This is a genomic window from Citrobacter sp. S-77 (genome assembly GCF_963864895.1).
GTDB lineage: Bacteria > Pseudomonadota > Gammaproteobacteria > Enterobacterales > Enterobacteriaceae > Citrobacter > Citrobacter murliniae.
Map to the genome: position 1 here is coordinate 4,252,492 of NZ_CAWLWU010000002.1, position 14,671 is coordinate 4,267,162.

Annotated in this window: 16 protein-coding genes; 4 read left to right on the top strand and 12 right to left on the bottom strand. The window is 52.4% G+C overall.

All coding sequences use genetic code 11. From position 1 onward, the window contains the following. Window positions 1-21: 21 nt before the first annotated feature. Together AACS05_RS20820 and AACS05_RS20825 are read right to left on the bottom strand one after the other, a co-directional pair. Window positions 22-657 carry an NAD(P)H-binding protein gene (locus tag AACS05_RS20820; RefSeq protein ID WP_045447984.1) on the bottom strand — a complete coding sequence of 212 codons (636 nt, stop codon included), beginning with the start codon at window positions 655-657 and terminating at the stop codon, window positions 22-24. Between the two features lie 38 nt (window positions 658-695). Continuing rightward, complete coding sequence (locus AACS05_RS20825) at window positions 696-1,124, bottom strand: YhbP family protein (RefSeq protein WP_045447987.1); 429 nt, start codon at window positions 1,122-1,124, stop codon at window positions 696-698. Window positions 1,125-1,176: 52 nt separating this feature from the next. Between AACS05_RS20825 and AACS05_RS20830 the strand changes: the two genes are divergently transcribed. Next, window positions 1,177-1,476 carry a GIY-YIG nuclease family protein gene (locus tag AACS05_RS20830; protein ID WP_045447990.1) on the top strand — a complete coding sequence of 100 codons (300 nt, stop codon included), beginning with the start codon at window positions 1,177-1,179 and terminating at the stop codon, window positions 1,474-1,476. On the opposite strand, the gene AACS05_RS20835 is transcribed toward AACS05_RS20830, so the two are convergent. Next, on the bottom strand, window positions 1,463-1,966 hold the full coding sequence (locus AACS05_RS20835; protein WP_045447993.1) for a GNAT family N-acetyltransferase: 504 nt from the start codon (window positions 1,964-1,966) through the stop codon (window positions 1,463-1,465). The two genes, AACS05_RS20830 and AACS05_RS20835, sit on opposite strands and share 14 nt — an antisense overlap. Further along, a complete protein-coding gene (ubiT, locus tag AACS05_RS20840; RefSeq protein WP_045447996.1) occupies window positions 1,960-2,484 on the bottom strand; it encodes a ubiquinone anaerobic biosynthesis accessory factor UbiT in 525 nt (174 codons plus the stop codon). The genes AACS05_RS20835 and ubiT overlap by 7 nt, the downstream gene beginning before the upstream one ends. A gap of 219 nt (window positions 2,485-2,703) precedes the next feature. On the opposite strand from ubiT, the gene ubiU reads away from it, so the two are divergent. The 3 genes from ubiU to AACS05_RS20855 all read left to right on the top strand — a co-directional run bounded on the left by ubiU (window position 2,704) and on the right by AACS05_RS20855 (window position 5,672). Next, entirely contained in the window at window positions 2,704-3,699 is a 996-nt protein-coding gene (gene ubiU / locus AACS05_RS20845) for a ubiquinone anaerobic biosynthesis protein UbiU (protein WP_045447998.1), read from the top strand. A gap of 8 nt (window positions 3,700-3,707) precedes the next feature. Then, window positions 3,708-4,586, top strand: a complete 879-nt coding sequence (locus AACS05_RS20850; RefSeq protein WP_045448000.1) for a U32 family peptidase — start codon at window positions 3,708-3,710, stop codon at window positions 4,584-4,586. A gap of 78 nt (window positions 4,587-4,664) precedes the next feature. After that, window positions 4,665-5,672, top strand: coding sequence for a luciferase-like monooxygenase (locus AACS05_RS20855; protein WP_045448002.1), 1,008 nt, complete (start codon window positions 4,665-4,667; stop codon window positions 5,670-5,672). Between the two features lie 88 nt (window positions 5,673-5,760). On the opposite strand, the gene mtr is transcribed toward AACS05_RS20855, so the two are convergent. The 8 genes from mtr to rbfA all read right to left on the bottom strand — a co-directional run bounded on the left by mtr (window position 5,761) and on the right by rbfA (window position 14,527). Continuing rightward, a complete protein-coding gene (gene mtr / locus AACS05_RS20860) occupies window positions 5,761-7,005 on the bottom strand; it encodes a tryptophan permease (RefSeq protein WP_045448005.1) in 1,245 nt (414 codons plus the stop codon). 145 nt (window positions 7,006-7,150) lie between these two features. After that, complete coding sequence (locus tag AACS05_RS20865; RefSeq protein WP_045448009.1) at window positions 7,151-9,082, bottom strand: DEAD/DEAH family ATP-dependent RNA helicase; 1,932 nt, start codon at window positions 9,080-9,082, stop codon at window positions 7,151-7,153. Then, on the bottom strand, window positions 9,075-9,155 hold the full coding sequence (gene yrbN / locus AACS05_RS20870; RefSeq protein WP_010723222.1) for a protein YrbN: 81 nt from the start codon (window positions 9,153-9,155) through the stop codon (window positions 9,075-9,077). Before yrbN ends, AACS05_RS20865 begins: the two co-directional genes overlap by 8 nt. 105 nt (window positions 9,156-9,260) lie before the next feature. Continuing rightward, window positions 9,261-10,145, bottom strand: a complete 885-nt coding sequence (gene nlpI / locus AACS05_RS20875; RefSeq protein ID WP_040234121.1) for a lipoprotein NlpI — start codon at window positions 10,143-10,145, stop codon at window positions 9,261-9,263. A 108-nt stretch (window positions 10,146-10,253) separates the two neighbouring features. After that, complete coding sequence (gene pnp, locus AACS05_RS20880) at window positions 10,254-12,389, bottom strand: polyribonucleotide nucleotidyltransferase (protein ID WP_045448013.1); 2,136 nt, start codon at window positions 12,387-12,389, stop codon at window positions 10,254-10,256. A gap of 247 nt (window positions 12,390-12,636) precedes the next feature. Continuing rightward, on the bottom strand, window positions 12,637-12,906 hold the full coding sequence (rpsO, locus tag AACS05_RS20885) for a 30S ribosomal protein S15 (RefSeq protein ID WP_000059465.1): 270 nt from the start codon (window positions 12,904-12,906) through the stop codon (window positions 12,637-12,639). Between the two features lie 272 nt (window positions 12,907-13,178). Beyond that, complete coding sequence (gene truB, locus AACS05_RS20890) at window positions 13,179-14,123, bottom strand: tRNA pseudouridine(55) synthase TruB (RefSeq protein WP_045448017.1); 945 nt, start codon at window positions 14,121-14,123, stop codon at window positions 13,179-13,181. After that, on the bottom strand, window positions 14,123-14,527 hold the full coding sequence (rbfA, locus tag AACS05_RS20895; RefSeq protein ID WP_013364561.1) for a 30S ribosome-binding factor RbfA: 405 nt from the start codon (window positions 14,525-14,527) through the stop codon (window positions 14,123-14,125). The genes truB and rbfA overlap by 1 nt, the downstream gene beginning before the upstream one ends. Window positions 14,528-14,671 lie beyond the last annotated feature (144 nt).

Here is a 14,671-nt window from a genome sequence, read left to right on the forward strand (position 1 = left end):
GGTGAGGCCATACTCGCCGGGTTATTTCGCTCTTTCCCGAAGCTGGGATGAAGTAAGAACTGACACCCCTTCATGAGCAGGTGAGATAGCTTCCGCCAGCATTGCCCGCGCAACATCACGCGCCTCAATCGATTTCCAGTTTCCGGGCAGCAGCCGGAATAACGGTGCAAAGAACATTTCATTTGCCCGCTGCTTATCCCGTTCCCCCAACAACATTGAAGGCCGTGCAATCGTTAACCGTGGCCAGTTCTGAGCAATCAGCGCCTGTTCCATTTCACCTTTAACCCGGTTATAAAAAAATGGGGAGTTGGCATTGGCTCCCATAGCGCTGACTACCAGCATATGCTGGGCCCCCAGGCGAAGACCCGTCAGGGCAGTATCCACCACTAGGGTATAGTCTGCGTGAATAAATGCCTCTTTGCTGCCCGCTTCTCGTCGGGTGGTTCCCAGGCAGCAAAAAACGATATCTATCGGATCGTTCACCTGTGCCAGCGCATCTGTCAGTTGCGGATCGTGCGGGTTATAGACCCCAACCGTATCGGCCAGTGGGCGGCGTGTTGGAGCAGTAATGGCGTGGATCCGCGGTTCATTCAGCAGCATACGCAATAAATGCCCCCCCACCAGCCCCGTTGCACCTGTAATTAACACCTGACTCATCGCTTCTCCTTCCTTTGCGCCCACTATCATTCATCTAACTATAGATCACGTAGCCAAAGCATTTTTTTACCAAAACCCAATGTGTTGTCAGTGAATTTGATTTCATCCAGCCGAATCTCCCAGACGGGCGCAGGCATCATTTTGGCGACAGGGAAGCGGCGATTATAAGCTTTACGCGCTAAGTCACTCTCTTCTCCCTCCAGACGCCTGATTTCCCCTTTAAACTGCACACCGCGGATCAGCGCCACCGTTTTGGGCTGGCCGTTTACCGTTCCAGCAACGGGTGCGCGCGGGCCGGACATCTGTGCATGGCGCGTCTTCTCTTCGGTGAGCACATAGAACGCCACCTTTTGTGCATCAAACAGATAAAATGCATTGGCACACCACAATTCACCCTCATGGTGCACACACCAGGTCACGACGTGCTGTTTTGCCAGCCAACGAGTCACCGCAGTCAGTGTTTCCATTTCTGTTCTCTTTTATACTGTAAGTTTGAAAATTATCACGTCGATGGTGACAATGACACCCTGGTATCTGTACCTGATCCGTACCGCAGACAACGCCCTGTACACCGGAATAACAACCGATGTGCAACGCCGCTATAAGCAGCATCAGAGTGGAAAAGGCGCAAAAGCACTGCGCGGGAAGGGGGAATTAACTCTGGCATTTGCGGCACAAGTCGGCGACCGTTCGCTGGCCCTGCGCATAGAATATCGTATTAAACAGCTTACAAAGCGTCAGAAAGAACGCCTTGTAGAAGGCGAAGGGTTTGAGGCGCTACTGAGCAGCCTGCAAACCCCGGCGCTTAAAAACGATTGAAGTGATCGTGGTATTCCACCAAACCCGTCACACCATTCAGCGCATCTTCCGCCAGGCGATGCACCTGAAATGCGCTTTCGGTACCAGGCCAGCGGCAATGAAGATCGTGGTGAGCGGCCAGTTCAAAGCCTAAGCGACTGTACAATGCTGGATCGCCCAGTGTGACCACCGCGGCGTAACCAAACTCGTTCAGCGAATCCAGCCCTTCATAAACCAGTTGACGCGCCAGACCCTGTCCGCGGTAGTTTTCATCAACCGCCAGTGGAGCCATTCCGACCCATTGCAGGTCTTCACCCTGTACATCAACAGGACTGAACGCGACATAGCCCACAACCTGGCCTTCGTCATCGGTCGCAACCAGACCCAGCGTCAGAAAGCCATCTTCGCGCAGGTCATGTACTAACTTCGCTTCTGCATCGCTATCAAATGAGCGGCGCAGCAACGCATCAATACCAGGGGCATCAATGGGAATTTCAACTCGAATCAGCATGGTTCACCTACCGAGGTCTGTTTGGTTTCTGGCGAATGTTTCATACCCGCCTCAACAAAGTCCGCCAGTTGCAGCAGCATGACACGCAACGGTTTCGGCATCTGCTCCAGTTCAATGGCGTCCATCAGATTTTTCACATGTAGCCCTAATTCTGTATCGCCTTCAATCACCAGGCGACGCTGGAAGAAAAGCGTATCCGGGTCCTGCTTGCGCGCTGCAATCATCAATAAATCGCTGGCATCTGCGCTAAAACTCACATCAGCGTCTGCGTCCTGACTGACGATAAGTTTGTCGTTCTCAACAGAGGTATACCATCTGAGGCCAATATCGCGAACATTTATGCTCAACCAGCGACCGTCGAGAAACTCAAGTTCTCCATCGGCCAGCGCCTGGCGAAATTGCCAGCTCAAGACTTGTTCCAGAACCTGGCGCTTCAGCGTAAAGGGCGTCAGTTTAACCGGTACACTCATCAGAGAAGGACCAAAATGTACTAAGCGTGAACGCAGTTTATCCAACACGAGCTTTACTCCCTGTTTCAATAGTCCTGCTATTTTGCCATATCAAATAAACGACATAGCGGCATAAATCAACAATTCGATGCGAAATTGTTACCTCTTTATTGGTGTCACCAATACGACTTTAACTGCCTCAAATCAAAAATTGTCTCAGCAAGGTTAACTAAAATCCCTCTTCGTTAACATTTTTGCGCCCTGGTGGCGCAACTTTCAGGATAAATTATGGAGCTGCTCTGCCCTGCCGGAAATCTCCCGGCGCTTAAGGCGGCCATCGAGAACGGCGCTGATGCTGTATACATCGGGCTGAAAGATGACACCAACGCCCGTCATTTCGCCGGCCTTAATTTTACCGAGAAAAAATTGCAGGAAGCGGTGAATTTTGTCCATCAACACCGCCGTAAGCTGCACATCGCAATTAACACCTTTGCGCACCCGGATGGTTACGCACGTTGGCAACGAGCCGTTGATATGGCGGCGCAACTGGGTGCTGATGCGCTGATCCTCGCCGATCTCGCTATGCTTGAGTATGCCGCAGAGCGCTACCCGCATATTGAGCGCCATGTCTCCGTTCAGGCATCCGCAACCAACGAGGAAGCGATTAATTTCTACCATCGCAACTTTGACGTCGCACGCGTTGTTCTACCACGTGTGCTATCAATCCATCAGGTAAAACAGCTCGCTCGCGTAACACCAGTTCCTTTAGAAGTGTTTGCCTTTGGCAGTCTGTGCATTATGGCGGAAGGTCGCTGCTATCTTTCGTCTTATCTGACGGGTGAATCCCCCAACACCGTTGGTGCGTGCTCCCCTGCCCGATTTGTTCGCTGGCAGCAAACCCCAGCAGGCCTTGAATCTCGCCTGAATGAAGTGCTGATTGACCGCTATCAGGACGGTGAAAACGCAGGTTATCCAACGCTTTGTAAGGGACGCTATCTTGTGGACGGTGAGCGTTATCATGCGCTGGAGGAGCCGACCAGCCTTAATACGTTAGAACTGCTACCCGATCTGATGGCAGCCAACATCGCCTCGGTGAAAATTGAGGGACGTCAGCGTAGCCCGGCTTACGTCAGCCAGGTGGCGAAAGTGTGGCGCCAGGCGATTGACCGTTGCAAAGCCGATCCGCAGAACTTTGTTCCGCAAAGCGCCTGGATGGAAACACTCGGTTCAATGTCCGAAGGCACGCAGACTACGCTTGGTGCGTATCACCGTAAATGGCAGTGAGAAAAGCAATGAAATATTCCTTAGGACCAGTGCTCTACTACTGGTCGAAAGAAACGCTGGAAGATTTTTATCAGCAGGCCGCTACCAGTAATGCCGACGTTATCTATCTTGGGGAAGCTGTGTGTAGCAAACGCCGCGCCACCAAAACGGGTGACTGGATTGATATGGCAAAATCACTCGCCAGTAGCGGGAAACAGGTGGTGCTGTCCACGCTGGCGCTGGTTCAGGCATCATCGGAGCTGGGTGAGCTGAAGCGCTATGTAGAAAATGGCGACTTCCTACTGGAAGCCAGCGATCTGGGCGTTGTGAACATGTGCGCCGAACGTAAACTGCCATTTGTCGCCGGGCATGCGCTCAACTGCTACAACGCCGTGACCCTTCGTCTGTTGCTTAAACAAGGCATGGTGCGCTGGTGTATGCCAGTAGAACTGTCCCGCGACTGGCTGGTGAATCTGCTCAACCAGTGTGATGACTTGGGTATTCGCAACCAGTTTGAAGTCGAAGTTCTGAGCTACGGGCATCTACCTTTAGCGTACTCTGCCCGCTGCTTTACCGCACGCTCTGAGGACCGACCAAAAGACGAATGCGAAACCTGCTGCATCAAATATCCAAATGGCCGCGATGTCCTGTCGCAAGAGAACCAGCAGGTCTTTGTCCTGAATGGGATTCAGACCATGAGCGGTTATGTCTACAACCTCGGTAATGAACTGACGTCCATGCAGGGCCTGGTTGATATCGTCCGTCTGTCCCCATTAGGAACCGAGACATTCGCGATGCTTGATGCCTTCCGTGCCAATGAGAATGGCTGTGCCCCATTACCACTTACTGCCCACAGCGACTGTAACGGCTACTGGAAACGTCTGGCAGGTCTGGAGCTTCAGGCGTAAAAAAGCTCACTTTGTTAACAACGGTAATCAAATTTTAATGCAGTATTAAAAGATTAACCGGTAACAAAGTGAGCCGTTATGACTGACAAAATTATTCCGTTCTCGGTGCTGGATCTGGCACCGATCCCCGAAGGTTCCAGTGCAAAAGAGGCTTTTACGCACTCTCTGGATCTCGCTCAACTGGCTGAAAAGCGCGGCTACCATCGCTACTGGCTGGCTGAACATCACAATATGACCGGTATCGCCAGTGCAGCAACCTCTGTACTGATAGGTTATCTGGCAGCCAATACCACCACCCTGCGTCTGGGATCCGGTGGGGTCATGCTACCTAACCATTCACCGTTGGTGATCGCTGAGCAGTTCGGGACGCTGAATACGCTGTATCCTGGCCGTATCGACCTGGGCCTTGGACGTGCGCCAGGCAGCGATCAACCCACCATGCGCGCACTGCGCCGTCATATGAGCGGTGATATCGATAACTTCCCGCGCGATGTGGCGGAACTGGTGGACTGGTTTGACGCATGCGATCCTAATCCACAAGTACGCCCGGTTCCCGGCTATGGTGAGCAAATTCCGGTCTGGTTACTGGGATCCAGCCTGTACAGCGCACAACTGGCAGCACAGCTTGGTTTGCCGTTTGCCTTCGCCTCACACTTCGCACCAGATATGCTGCACCAGGCATTGCATCTGTATCGCACTCAGTTCAAACCTTCAGCACGGCTGGCAACACCGTATGCCATGGTGTGCATCAATATCATTGCCGCTGACAGCAATCGTGATGCCGAATTTCTCTTTACCTCGATGCAGCAGGCATTCGTAAAATTGCGTCGGGGTGAAACCGGACAGTTACCACCCCCGGTAGAAAATATGCATCAACTGTGGTCCGCTTCTGAGCAGTATGGCGTTCAGCAGGCACTGAGTATGTCGCTGGTGGGAGATAAAGTGAAAATACGTCATGGATTGGAGTCGATTCTGCGTGAAACACAAGCGGATGAAATTATGGTCAATGGGCAGATTTTCGACCACCAGGCACGTTTACATTCGTTTGATTTAGCGATGCAGGTGAAAGAAGAGTTGGTTGGGTAGGGCGTTGTCTTGCCCGGTGGCGCTTCGCTTACCGGACCTACGAGATCGTGTAGGCCGGATAAGCATAGCGCCATCCGGCACTAAAAGGCTACTGGTACACAGGCAATAGATTCACGCTCGACAGGATGTGGATAACCGCGTTGCCGACGCCGAAGACCAGGATCAGAGCAATCATCGGCTTGCCCCCCCATACACGGAATTTCGGGCTACCGAAGCGTTGACGGGATTTACGCGCCAGTAACGCCGGGACAATTGCCGCCCAAATCGTTGCTGCTAATCCTGCATAACCAATTGCATACAGGAAACCGTTCGGCCACAGCAGGCCACCCACAATCGGCGGAACAAAAGTCAGTAATGCCGTTTTAAAGCGGCCCATTGCAGAATCGTCAAAACCGAACAGATCCGCCAGATAGTCAAACAGCCCCAGCGTCACTCCAAGAAACGAACTCGCTACCGCAAAGTTAGAGAACACCACCAGCAGCAGATCCAGACTACGGCTGTTCAACACACCACTCAGCGCCTGCACCAGCACATCAATGTTACCGCCCTGCTGTGCAATACCAACAAATTCAGGACGCGGAATATTGCCCATCGTCCCCAGCAACCATACGGTGTACAGCACCAGCGCCAGCAGCGTGCCGTAAACGAGGCATTTAACAATGGTGCGCGGGTCTTTGCCGTAGTACTTCATCAGACTCGGTACGTTGCCGTGGTAGCCAAATGAGGCGAGGCAAAACGGCAGCGTCATCAGCAAATACGGCGTATATGAAGCATTACTTTCCGCCACGTTAAACAGCGTAGTCGGTGTCACATGCCCTAACAAACTGCCGAAGGTCAGGAAGAACGTTATTACCTTCGCACCCAGTACAATGGCGGTCATGCGACTGACCGCTTTAGTACTCAACCACACCACAAACGCTACCAGCAGAGCAAAACCAAATCCTGCCGCACGTGCCGGAACATTCAGCGACATCTCCGAGAAGGTGTGATGCAGGATCGAACCGCTCGCAGAAATGTATGCATAGGTCAGAATATAGAGTACAAAAGCAATCGAGATACCATTAACAACGTTCCAGCCCTTGCCCAACAGGTCTTTAGTAATGGTGTCAAAACTGGATCCAATACGATAATTCAGATTGGCCTCCAGGATCATCAGCCCGGAATGCAGCATACAAAACCAGGTAAAGATGAGCGCCGCCATAGACCAGAAGAACCACGCCCCGGACATGACCACTGGCAGAGAAAACATTCCTGCGCCAATAATGGTGCCGCCGATAATCACTACGCCGCCGAGCAGCGAAGGTGACGTTTGGGTGGTGGTTAGTGTTGCCATTCAGCCATCTCTCCAGTCAATTATATTGTGACTACATTTTAATGTGTCGCACTGTACCAGTACACGAGTACAAATGAAATAAAAAAAGCCCCGATTGTTTAGATCGGGGCTGTATATTTTACTTTACGCTTTTAAACCGTAAGGCTTATGCGTCACCACCGAAACGACGACGGCCAGCAGAGTCATCACGGCGCGGCGCAGAAGAATCATCGCGGCGCGGACCACGGTTACCTTCACGACGCTCACCGCTGAAACGACGACCATCGCCACGGCCGCCTTCACGACGCTCACCGCTGAAACTACGACCTTCACCACGACCGCCTTCACGACGTTCGCCGCTGAAGCGACCACCGCCACGACGCTCACCACCGGTGTGCGGTACTGCATCGCCAACCAGTTGCATGTTCATCGGTTTGTTCAGGATACGGGTACGGGTAAAGTGCTGCAGCACGTCGCCCGGCATGCCTTTCGGCAGTTCGATGGTGGAGTGGGAAGCAAACAGCTTGATGTTACCAATGTAACGGCTGCTGATATCGCCTTCGTTAGCAATCGCGCCAACGATATGACGAACTTCAACACCGTCGTCACGGCCCACTTCAATGCGGTACAGCTGCATATCACCAACGTCACGACGTTCACGACGTGGACGATCTTCACCACCACGTTCTGGACGATCGCCACGCGGGCCACGATCGTTGCGGTCACGCGGGCCACGATCATCGCGGTCGCGGAATTCGCGTTTCGGACGCATCGGAGCATCTGGCGGCAGGATCAGCGGACGTTCGCCCTGAGCCATTTTCAGCAGTGCTGCGGCCAGAGTTTCGATATCCAGTTCTTCTTCCGGCTGCATTTTTGCCAGCAGAGCACGGTACTGATCCAGATCGCTGCTTTCCAGCTGTTGCTGTACTTTCGCGGCGAATTTTTCCAGACGACGTTTGCCCAGCAGGTCTGCGTTCGGCAGTTCTACTTCCGGAATGGTCAGCTTCATGGTGCGTTCGATGTTACGCAGCAGACGACGCTCGCGGTTCTCAACGAACAGCAGCGCACGACCCGCACGACCCGCACGACCAGTACGACCAATACGGTGAACGTAAGACTCAGAGTCCATCGGGATGTCGTAGTTAACAACCAGGCTGATACGCTCAACGTCCAGGCCACGAGCAGCAACGTCGGTCGCAATCAGAATATCCAGACGGCCATCTTTCAGACGCTCCAGAGTCTGCTCACGCAGAGACTGGTTCATGTCGCCATTCAGTGCAGCGCTGCTATAACCGCTACGCTCCAGTGCTTCAGCGACTTCCAGGGTCGCATTTTTGGTACGTACGAAGATAATCGCCGCATCAAAGTCTTCTGCTTCCAGGAAACGTACCAGAGCTTCATTTTTACGCATGCCCCACACAGTCCAGTAGCTCTGGCTGATGTCAGGACGCGTGGTTACGCTGGACTGAATACGAACTTCCTGCGGCTCTTTCATAAAGCGGCGGGTAATACGACGAATCGCTTCCGGCATAGTTGCAGAGAACAGAGCGGTCTGATGACCTTCCGGGATCTGCGCCATAATCGTTTCAACGTCTTCGATGAAGCCCATACGCAGCATTTCATCAGCTTCGTCCAGCACCAGACCGCTCAGTTTGGAGAGATCCAGAGTACCGCGCTTCAGGTGATCCAGCAGACGTCCCGGCGTACCGACAACGATCTGCGGGCCCTGACGCAGGGCACGTAATTGCACGTCATAACGCTGGCCGCCGTACAGGGCAACCACATTCACGCCGCGCATATGTTTAGAGAAATCCGTCATGGCTTCTGCAACCTGAACCGCCAGTTCGCGGGTCGGTGCCAGCACCAGAATCTGAGGTGCCTTCAGCTCAGGATCAAGATTGTTGAGCAGCGGTAAAGAGAACGCTGCAGTTTTGCCGCTACCGGTCTGGGCCATACCCAGAACATCGCGACCGCCCAGCAGATGCGGAATGCACTCTGCCTGGATTGGAGATGGTTTTTCGTAACCCAGATCGGTAAGGGCTTCAAGGATAGGAGCCTTCAGGCCCAGATCTGCAAAAGTGGTTTCGAATTCAGCCATGTAGTACGTGTGCCTCAAAATTAATGGCGGCCAGTCTACATAACTCATCATGAAATTGATCTGCAATTTTCATTGAAAAGTGTGAACCGGCTCAAAGTAGGTGTATTAACGAACAACAACGCCCTCACCCGCGAAGGTGATGGCAATCAAAAAGATTACGGGCTGATGTGTACGTCAGCTATTGCTGGTCCGATTCTGCCAGGTCATCTTGGTCCTGGCCCAGGAGCGATAATTCCAACAATGCGTATCGGTGCTCAACAAAGTTATGAACGTTGTTAGCCACCGCCAGTTTGAACAATGCCGTAGCGTTGTCCAAATCCCCCAGACTTAGGTAGTACTTACCTAAATAGAAGTTGGTTTCACTGAGATGCTCAGCGAGCGAGGTGTTATCCGTTGCGTCCGCCTTCAGGCGTTCCATCAGCGTTGCTTCGCTAATGTTGCCCAGGTAGAACTCGACAATGTTCCATCCCCATTGTTCTTTATCCGATTTCTCGAAGCGCTGCTTTAACGCTTCTTTAGCCTGCTTCTCATCGAGCTTCTGCTCAGCGAGATAAAGCCACAGACTGCGGAAAGGATCATTGGGATCGTCTTGATAAAACGCCAGCAGATCATCTTGCGCTAACTTATCACGACCGCCGTAATACAATGCGATACCGCGATTTAAGTGCGCGTAGTTGTAAGTTGGATCAAGCTCAAGTACAGAATCAAACGCTTCATAGGCAGCATCAAAATTGCCTGCCTGCGTTAAATATATACCTAAGTAATTGAATACTTCAGGCATATCTGGTCGGATTGCCAGCGCTTGTGAAAAATCATTTCGCGCCAGTGCCCTCAGACCGAGACTATCATACAACACTCCGCGCTCATATAAAAGCTGTGCGCGTTCGTCATCGGTTAAAGCCCGACTGGCAAGAATTTGTTCCATACGTGCCAGAATCACTTCCTGCTGTAAAGTCGGTTGCAGTGGTACTGCGAGGACTTCACTCTTACGCCAGGTGGAATTACTGCATCCAGCCAGCGTGAGTGCTGTCGCAACGAAACACCAGCGCAAAAAAGGCTTCATTTCCCACTCCCGAAGACAACGATTGAATGAACGTCCAGTTCCCCGGTTGCTAACAAGGCGTCCTGCCGGGTTAAAGGCCCTCCGCTCACACGGAGGGCAATGGCAACCTTACTCGCCCTGCTGGCTCACCGGTGCTTCCGGTGCAGCTGCGGGTTGAGATTGCTCAGTTGCTTCTTTAATGCTCAGACGTACGCGGCCCTGGCGATCAACTTCCAGAACTTTAACCGGTACTTCCTGGCCCATCTGCAGGTAATCGGTCACTTTCTCTACGCGCTTGTCGGCGATCTGAGAGATGTGTACCAGACCTTCTTTACCGCCACCAATGGCAACGAATGCGCCAAAGTCAACGATACGGGTCACTTTACCGTTGTAGATACGGCCTACTTCGATTTCTGCGGTGATCTCTTCGATACGACGGATAGCATATTTTGCTTTTTCACCGTCGGTCGCCGCGATCTTCACAGTACCATCATCTTCAATTTCGATGGTGGTGCCGGTCTCTTCGGTCAGAGCACGGATAACAGAACCGCCTTTACCGATAACGTCTTTGATCTTGTCCGGGCTGATCTTGATAGTATGGATACGCGGAGCGAACTGAGAAATGTCGCCGCGCGGCGCGTTGATCGCCTGTTCCATCACTCCCAGGATGTGCAGACGCGCACCTTTAGCCTGGTTCAGAGCAACCTGCATGATCTCTTTGGTGATACCTTCAATTTTGATATCCATCTGCAGTGCAGAGATACCGTCGCGGGAACCCGCCACTTTGAAGTCCATATCGCCCAAATGGTCTTCGTCACCCAGGATGTCAGACAGAACAACAAAGTTGTCGCCTTCTTTCACCAGACCCATCGCGATACCCGCAACAGCGGCTTTGATTGGCACACCTGCATCCATCAGCGCCAGGGAAGCACCACACACGGAAGCCATGGAAGAAGAACCGTTAGATTCAGTGATTTCAGACACAACACGTACGGTGTACGGGAATTTGTCCAGGTCCGGCATTACTGCCAGCACGCCGCGTTTCGCCAGACGACCGTGACCAATTTCACGACGTTTCGGAGAACCGACCATGCCAGTTTCGCCTACGCAGTACGGAGGGAAGTTGTAATGGAACAGGAAGTTGTCAGTACGCTCGCCCATCAGTTCATCAAGGTTCTGCGCATCACGCGTGGTTCCGAGGGTCGCAGTAACCAACGCCTGAGTTTCACCACGGGTGAACAGTGCGGAACCGTGAGTACGCGGCAGAACGCCAGTACGCACGTCCAGACCACGGATCATATCTTTTTCACGACCGTCGATACGCGGCTCACCTGCCAGTACGCGGCTACGAACAACGTTTTTCTCGATAGCGTGCAGGATTTCACCCAGTTCGTTAGCGTCCAGGGTTTCGTCTTCTGCAACCAGCGTAGCGATGGTTTCAGATTTGATCACGTCAACCTGAGCATAACGCTCTTGTTTGTCGGTGATGCGGTAAGCATCGCTCAGACGAGATTCTGCCAGCGCTGCAACGCGCGCATTCAGCGCTTCGTTGACGGCTTCTGGCTGCCAGTCCCAACGCGGTTTGCCAGCTTCTTTTACCAGCTCATTGATCGCCTGAATAACAACCTGCTGCTGCTCGTGACCGAACACTACAGCGCCCAGCATCTGGTCTTCGCTCAGCAGTTCAGCTTCGGATTCAACCATCAGTACGGCAGCTTCAGTACCCGCTACAACCAGGTCCAGTTTACTTTCTTTCAGTTCGTCCTGGGTCGGGTTCAGTACGTACTGGTCATTGATGTAACCAACGCGTGCTGCGCCAATCGGGCCGTTGAACGGAATGCCGGACAGAGACAGCGCAGCGGATGCACCGATCATTGCCACGATATCCGGGTTAACCTGCGGGTTAACGGAAACAACAGTCGCGATAACCTGTACTTCGTTTACGAAGCCTTCCGGGAACAGCGGGCGAACCGGGCGGTCAATCAGACGCGCGATCAGGGTTTCACCTTCGCTCGGACGACCTTCACGACGGAAGAAGCTACCTGGGATACGACCAGCAGCGTAAGTACGCTCCTGATAGTTAACAGTCAGCGGGAAGAAATCCTGGCCTGGTTTCGCTTTTTTCTGACCAACAACGGTAACGAATACCGCAGTGTCATCCATGCTAACCATAACGGCGGCAGTCGCCTGACGCGCCATCATGCCGGTTTCCAGCGTTACGGTGTGTTGACCGTACTGGAATTTACGAACGATCGGATTAAGCAAAATAATATCCTTTCTCTATTTTTTTTGACGACACAAATGCGCCATCGTTAATACCCGATCTTCTGCGCATCCTCGCGACTAATGACAACCCTAACCCACGCTTATTGGGTAAAGCCTCTCATTAGCCGCGCGAACCTCTGCAACGGAAGATCATACTTAGCAACAATACATTAGTTTCCAGCGAATTGCTGCCATCTGCTGGAAAAAAGGGGCCATGAAGGCCCCCTCTTTCTGAAACTCGAAAGAATTAGCGACGCAGGCCCAGACGCTCGATCAGCGCGGTGTAGCGTGCAACATCTTTACGTTTCAGGTAGTCGAGCAGTTTACGACGCTGAGAAACCATGCGCAGCAGACCACGACGGCTGTGGTGATCTTTTTTGTGCTCTGCAAAGTGGCCCTGCAGGTGGTTAATCTGTGCAGTCAACAGAGCAACCTGAACATCGGTAGAACCGGTGTCGTTTGCATCACGACCAAACTCAGAAACGATTTTAGCTGTAGCTTCAGTACTTAGAGACATTTTAAAACTCCAAAGTGTTAAGAATGAAAGGACGCCGATCTCTAATTCAGCGATCCCAGTGTATACACTTCATCCTTCAAACTGACTCTGCGTTGGCTGCGTCCGCTCACCTCAGTCACTTACTTAAGTAAGCCCCTGAGGATTCTCAGACTTGCCGCCTTGATGCAGCTCGAATGATTTGTGTACACGCCGCGCAAACTGTTAAATAATTTGCGCGACGTTAAGCGGCAGTATTCTACTCGCAGCGCCCTTTTATCGCAAGACAGAGAGCGCTACGCAGGATACTCAACCACCAGTCGACGGGGGGCGACACGACCTTCATCGTCTATCTCCCCCATGCCGATAAATTTGCCTTCGTCACCTTCCGTCACGCGAACCAGTCCTTCCAGAGGCACGCCCGTCGTACGCACAGGATTACCATTTTTAAAGTAAACCGATGACGTTAAAGGAAGATTAACAACAGGATAGTCAGACGCCGGGCTGTCCATTGGCATCAGCAGCGGATCAAGCAACTGCGCAGGCGGAATGTTCTGCTGTTCGGCTTGTTCAACCAGACTGCGTAAATGCTCCAGCGTGACCATACGATCTACCGGATATTTGCTGACCGTCAGACGGCGCAGATACGTAACATGCGCGCCGCATCCCAGTTTTTCGCCCAGATCGTCAATAATAGTTCGAATGTAAGTTCCTTTGGAGCAATGCACTTCCAGCTCCAGATCGTTACCTTCATGACGAATAAATAGCAGCTCATAAACAGTAATCGGACGTGCTTCACGCGGTACTTCAATGCCTTGACGTGCATATTCGTACAGTTTTTTACCCTGATACTTCAGCGCCGAATACATCGAAGGTATTTGTTCGATATCGCCGCGAAAAGTGTCCAGCGCATTCGCAAGCTGTTCCGGGGTAAACGTCACCGGACGCTCCTGCACGATTTGCCCATCAGCATCGGAAGTGTCTGTGCGCTGTCCCAAACGGGCAACCACACGATAGCGTTTGTCAGAATCCAGCAGGTACTGCGAAAACTTTGTCGCTTCCCCGAGGCAGATAGGCAACATGCCTGTAGCCAGCGGATCCAGCGCACCAGTGTGACCGGCACGGTTGGCATTGTAGATGCGTTTTACTTTTTGCAGTACGTCATTGCTGGACATGCCCTGTGGCTTATCCAGCAATAGAACACCATGAATGTCGCGACCACGACGACGAGGACGACTCATCAGTCCTCCTTGCTGTCGTCCGCAGGATTCACACGACGTTCATCGTCATGTTTCACCACGCTGGTCACCAGGTTAGACATGCGCATCCCTTCGACCAGTGAGTTGTCGTAAAAGAAAGTCAGCTCAGGCACGATACGCAGGCGCATGGCTTTACCCAGCAGCGAGCGGATAAAACCGGAGGCTTCTTGCAATGCTTTGATTCCGGCTTTAACAGCCGCTTCATCTTTGTCGTTCAGGAAGGTGACAAATACTTTGGCATACGCCAGGTCACGGGACATTTCGACACCTGAAACAGTTGTCATCATACCCAGACGCGGATCTTTAATTTCGCGCTGCAGGATGATTGCGATCTCTTTTTGCATCTCCTGGGCCACGCGTTGCGGGCGACCAAATTCTTTCGCCATAATAAATTCTCCAGAATAAAGACAAAAAAGGGGCCATTAGCCCCTTTTTAAATTTCATTGCCGGGTGGCGCTTCGCTTACCCGGCCTACCTCAAATAAGCTTCTATGGATTGGGCTGTCCAACACATCAACAGCCCAAAAGACG

Coding starts and splice junctions, on each gene's coding strand:
- AACS05_RS20820 (WP_045447984.1), bottom strand. CDS start 657: ATGAGTCAGGTGTTAATTACAGGTGCAACGGGGCTGGTGGGGGGGCAT.
- AACS05_RS20825 (WP_045447987.1), bottom strand. CDS start 1,124: ATGGAAACACTGACTGCGGTGACTCGTTGGCTGGCAAAACAGCACGTC.
- AACS05_RS20830 (WP_045447990.1), top strand. CDS start 1,177: ATGACACCCTGGTATCTGTACCTGATCCGTACCGCAGACAACGCCCTG.
- AACS05_RS20835 (WP_045447993.1), bottom strand. CDS start 1,966: ATGCTGATTCGAGTTGAAATTCCCATTGATGCCCCTGGTATTGATGCG.
- ubiU (WP_045447998.1), top strand. CDS start 2,704: ATGGAGCTGCTCTGCCCTGCCGGAAATCTCCCGGCGCTTAAGGCGGCC.
- AACS05_RS20850 (WP_045448000.1), top strand. CDS start 3,708: ATGAAATATTCCTTAGGACCAGTGCTCTACTACTGGTCGAAAGAAACG.
- AACS05_RS20855 (WP_045448002.1), top strand. CDS start 4,665: ATGACTGACAAAATTATTCCGTTCTCGGTGCTGGATCTGGCACCGATC.
- mtr (WP_045448005.1), bottom strand. CDS start 7,005: ATGGCAACACTAACCACCACCCAAACGTCACCTTCGCTGCTCGGCGGC.
- AACS05_RS20865 (WP_045448009.1), bottom strand. CDS start 9,082: ATGGCTGAATTCGAAACCACTTTTGCAGATCTGGGCCTGAAGGCTCCT.
- yrbN (WP_010723222.1), bottom strand. CDS start 9,155: ATGAAAATTGCAGATCAATTTCATGATGAGTTATGTAGACTGGCCGCC.
- nlpI (WP_040234121.1), bottom strand. CDS start 10,145: ATGAAGCCTTTTTTGCGCTGGTGTTTCGTTGCGACAGCACTCACGCTG.
- rpsO (WP_000059465.1), bottom strand. CDS start 12,906: ATGTCTCTAAGTACTGAAGCTACAGCTAAAATCGTTTCTGAGTTTGGT.
- truB (WP_045448017.1), bottom strand. CDS start 14,123: ATGAGTCGTCCTCGTCGTCGTGGTCGCGACATTCATGGTGTTCTATTG.
- rbfA (WP_013364561.1), bottom strand. CDS start 14,527: ATGGCGAAAGAATTTGGTCGCCCGCAACGCGTGGCCCAGGAGATGCAA.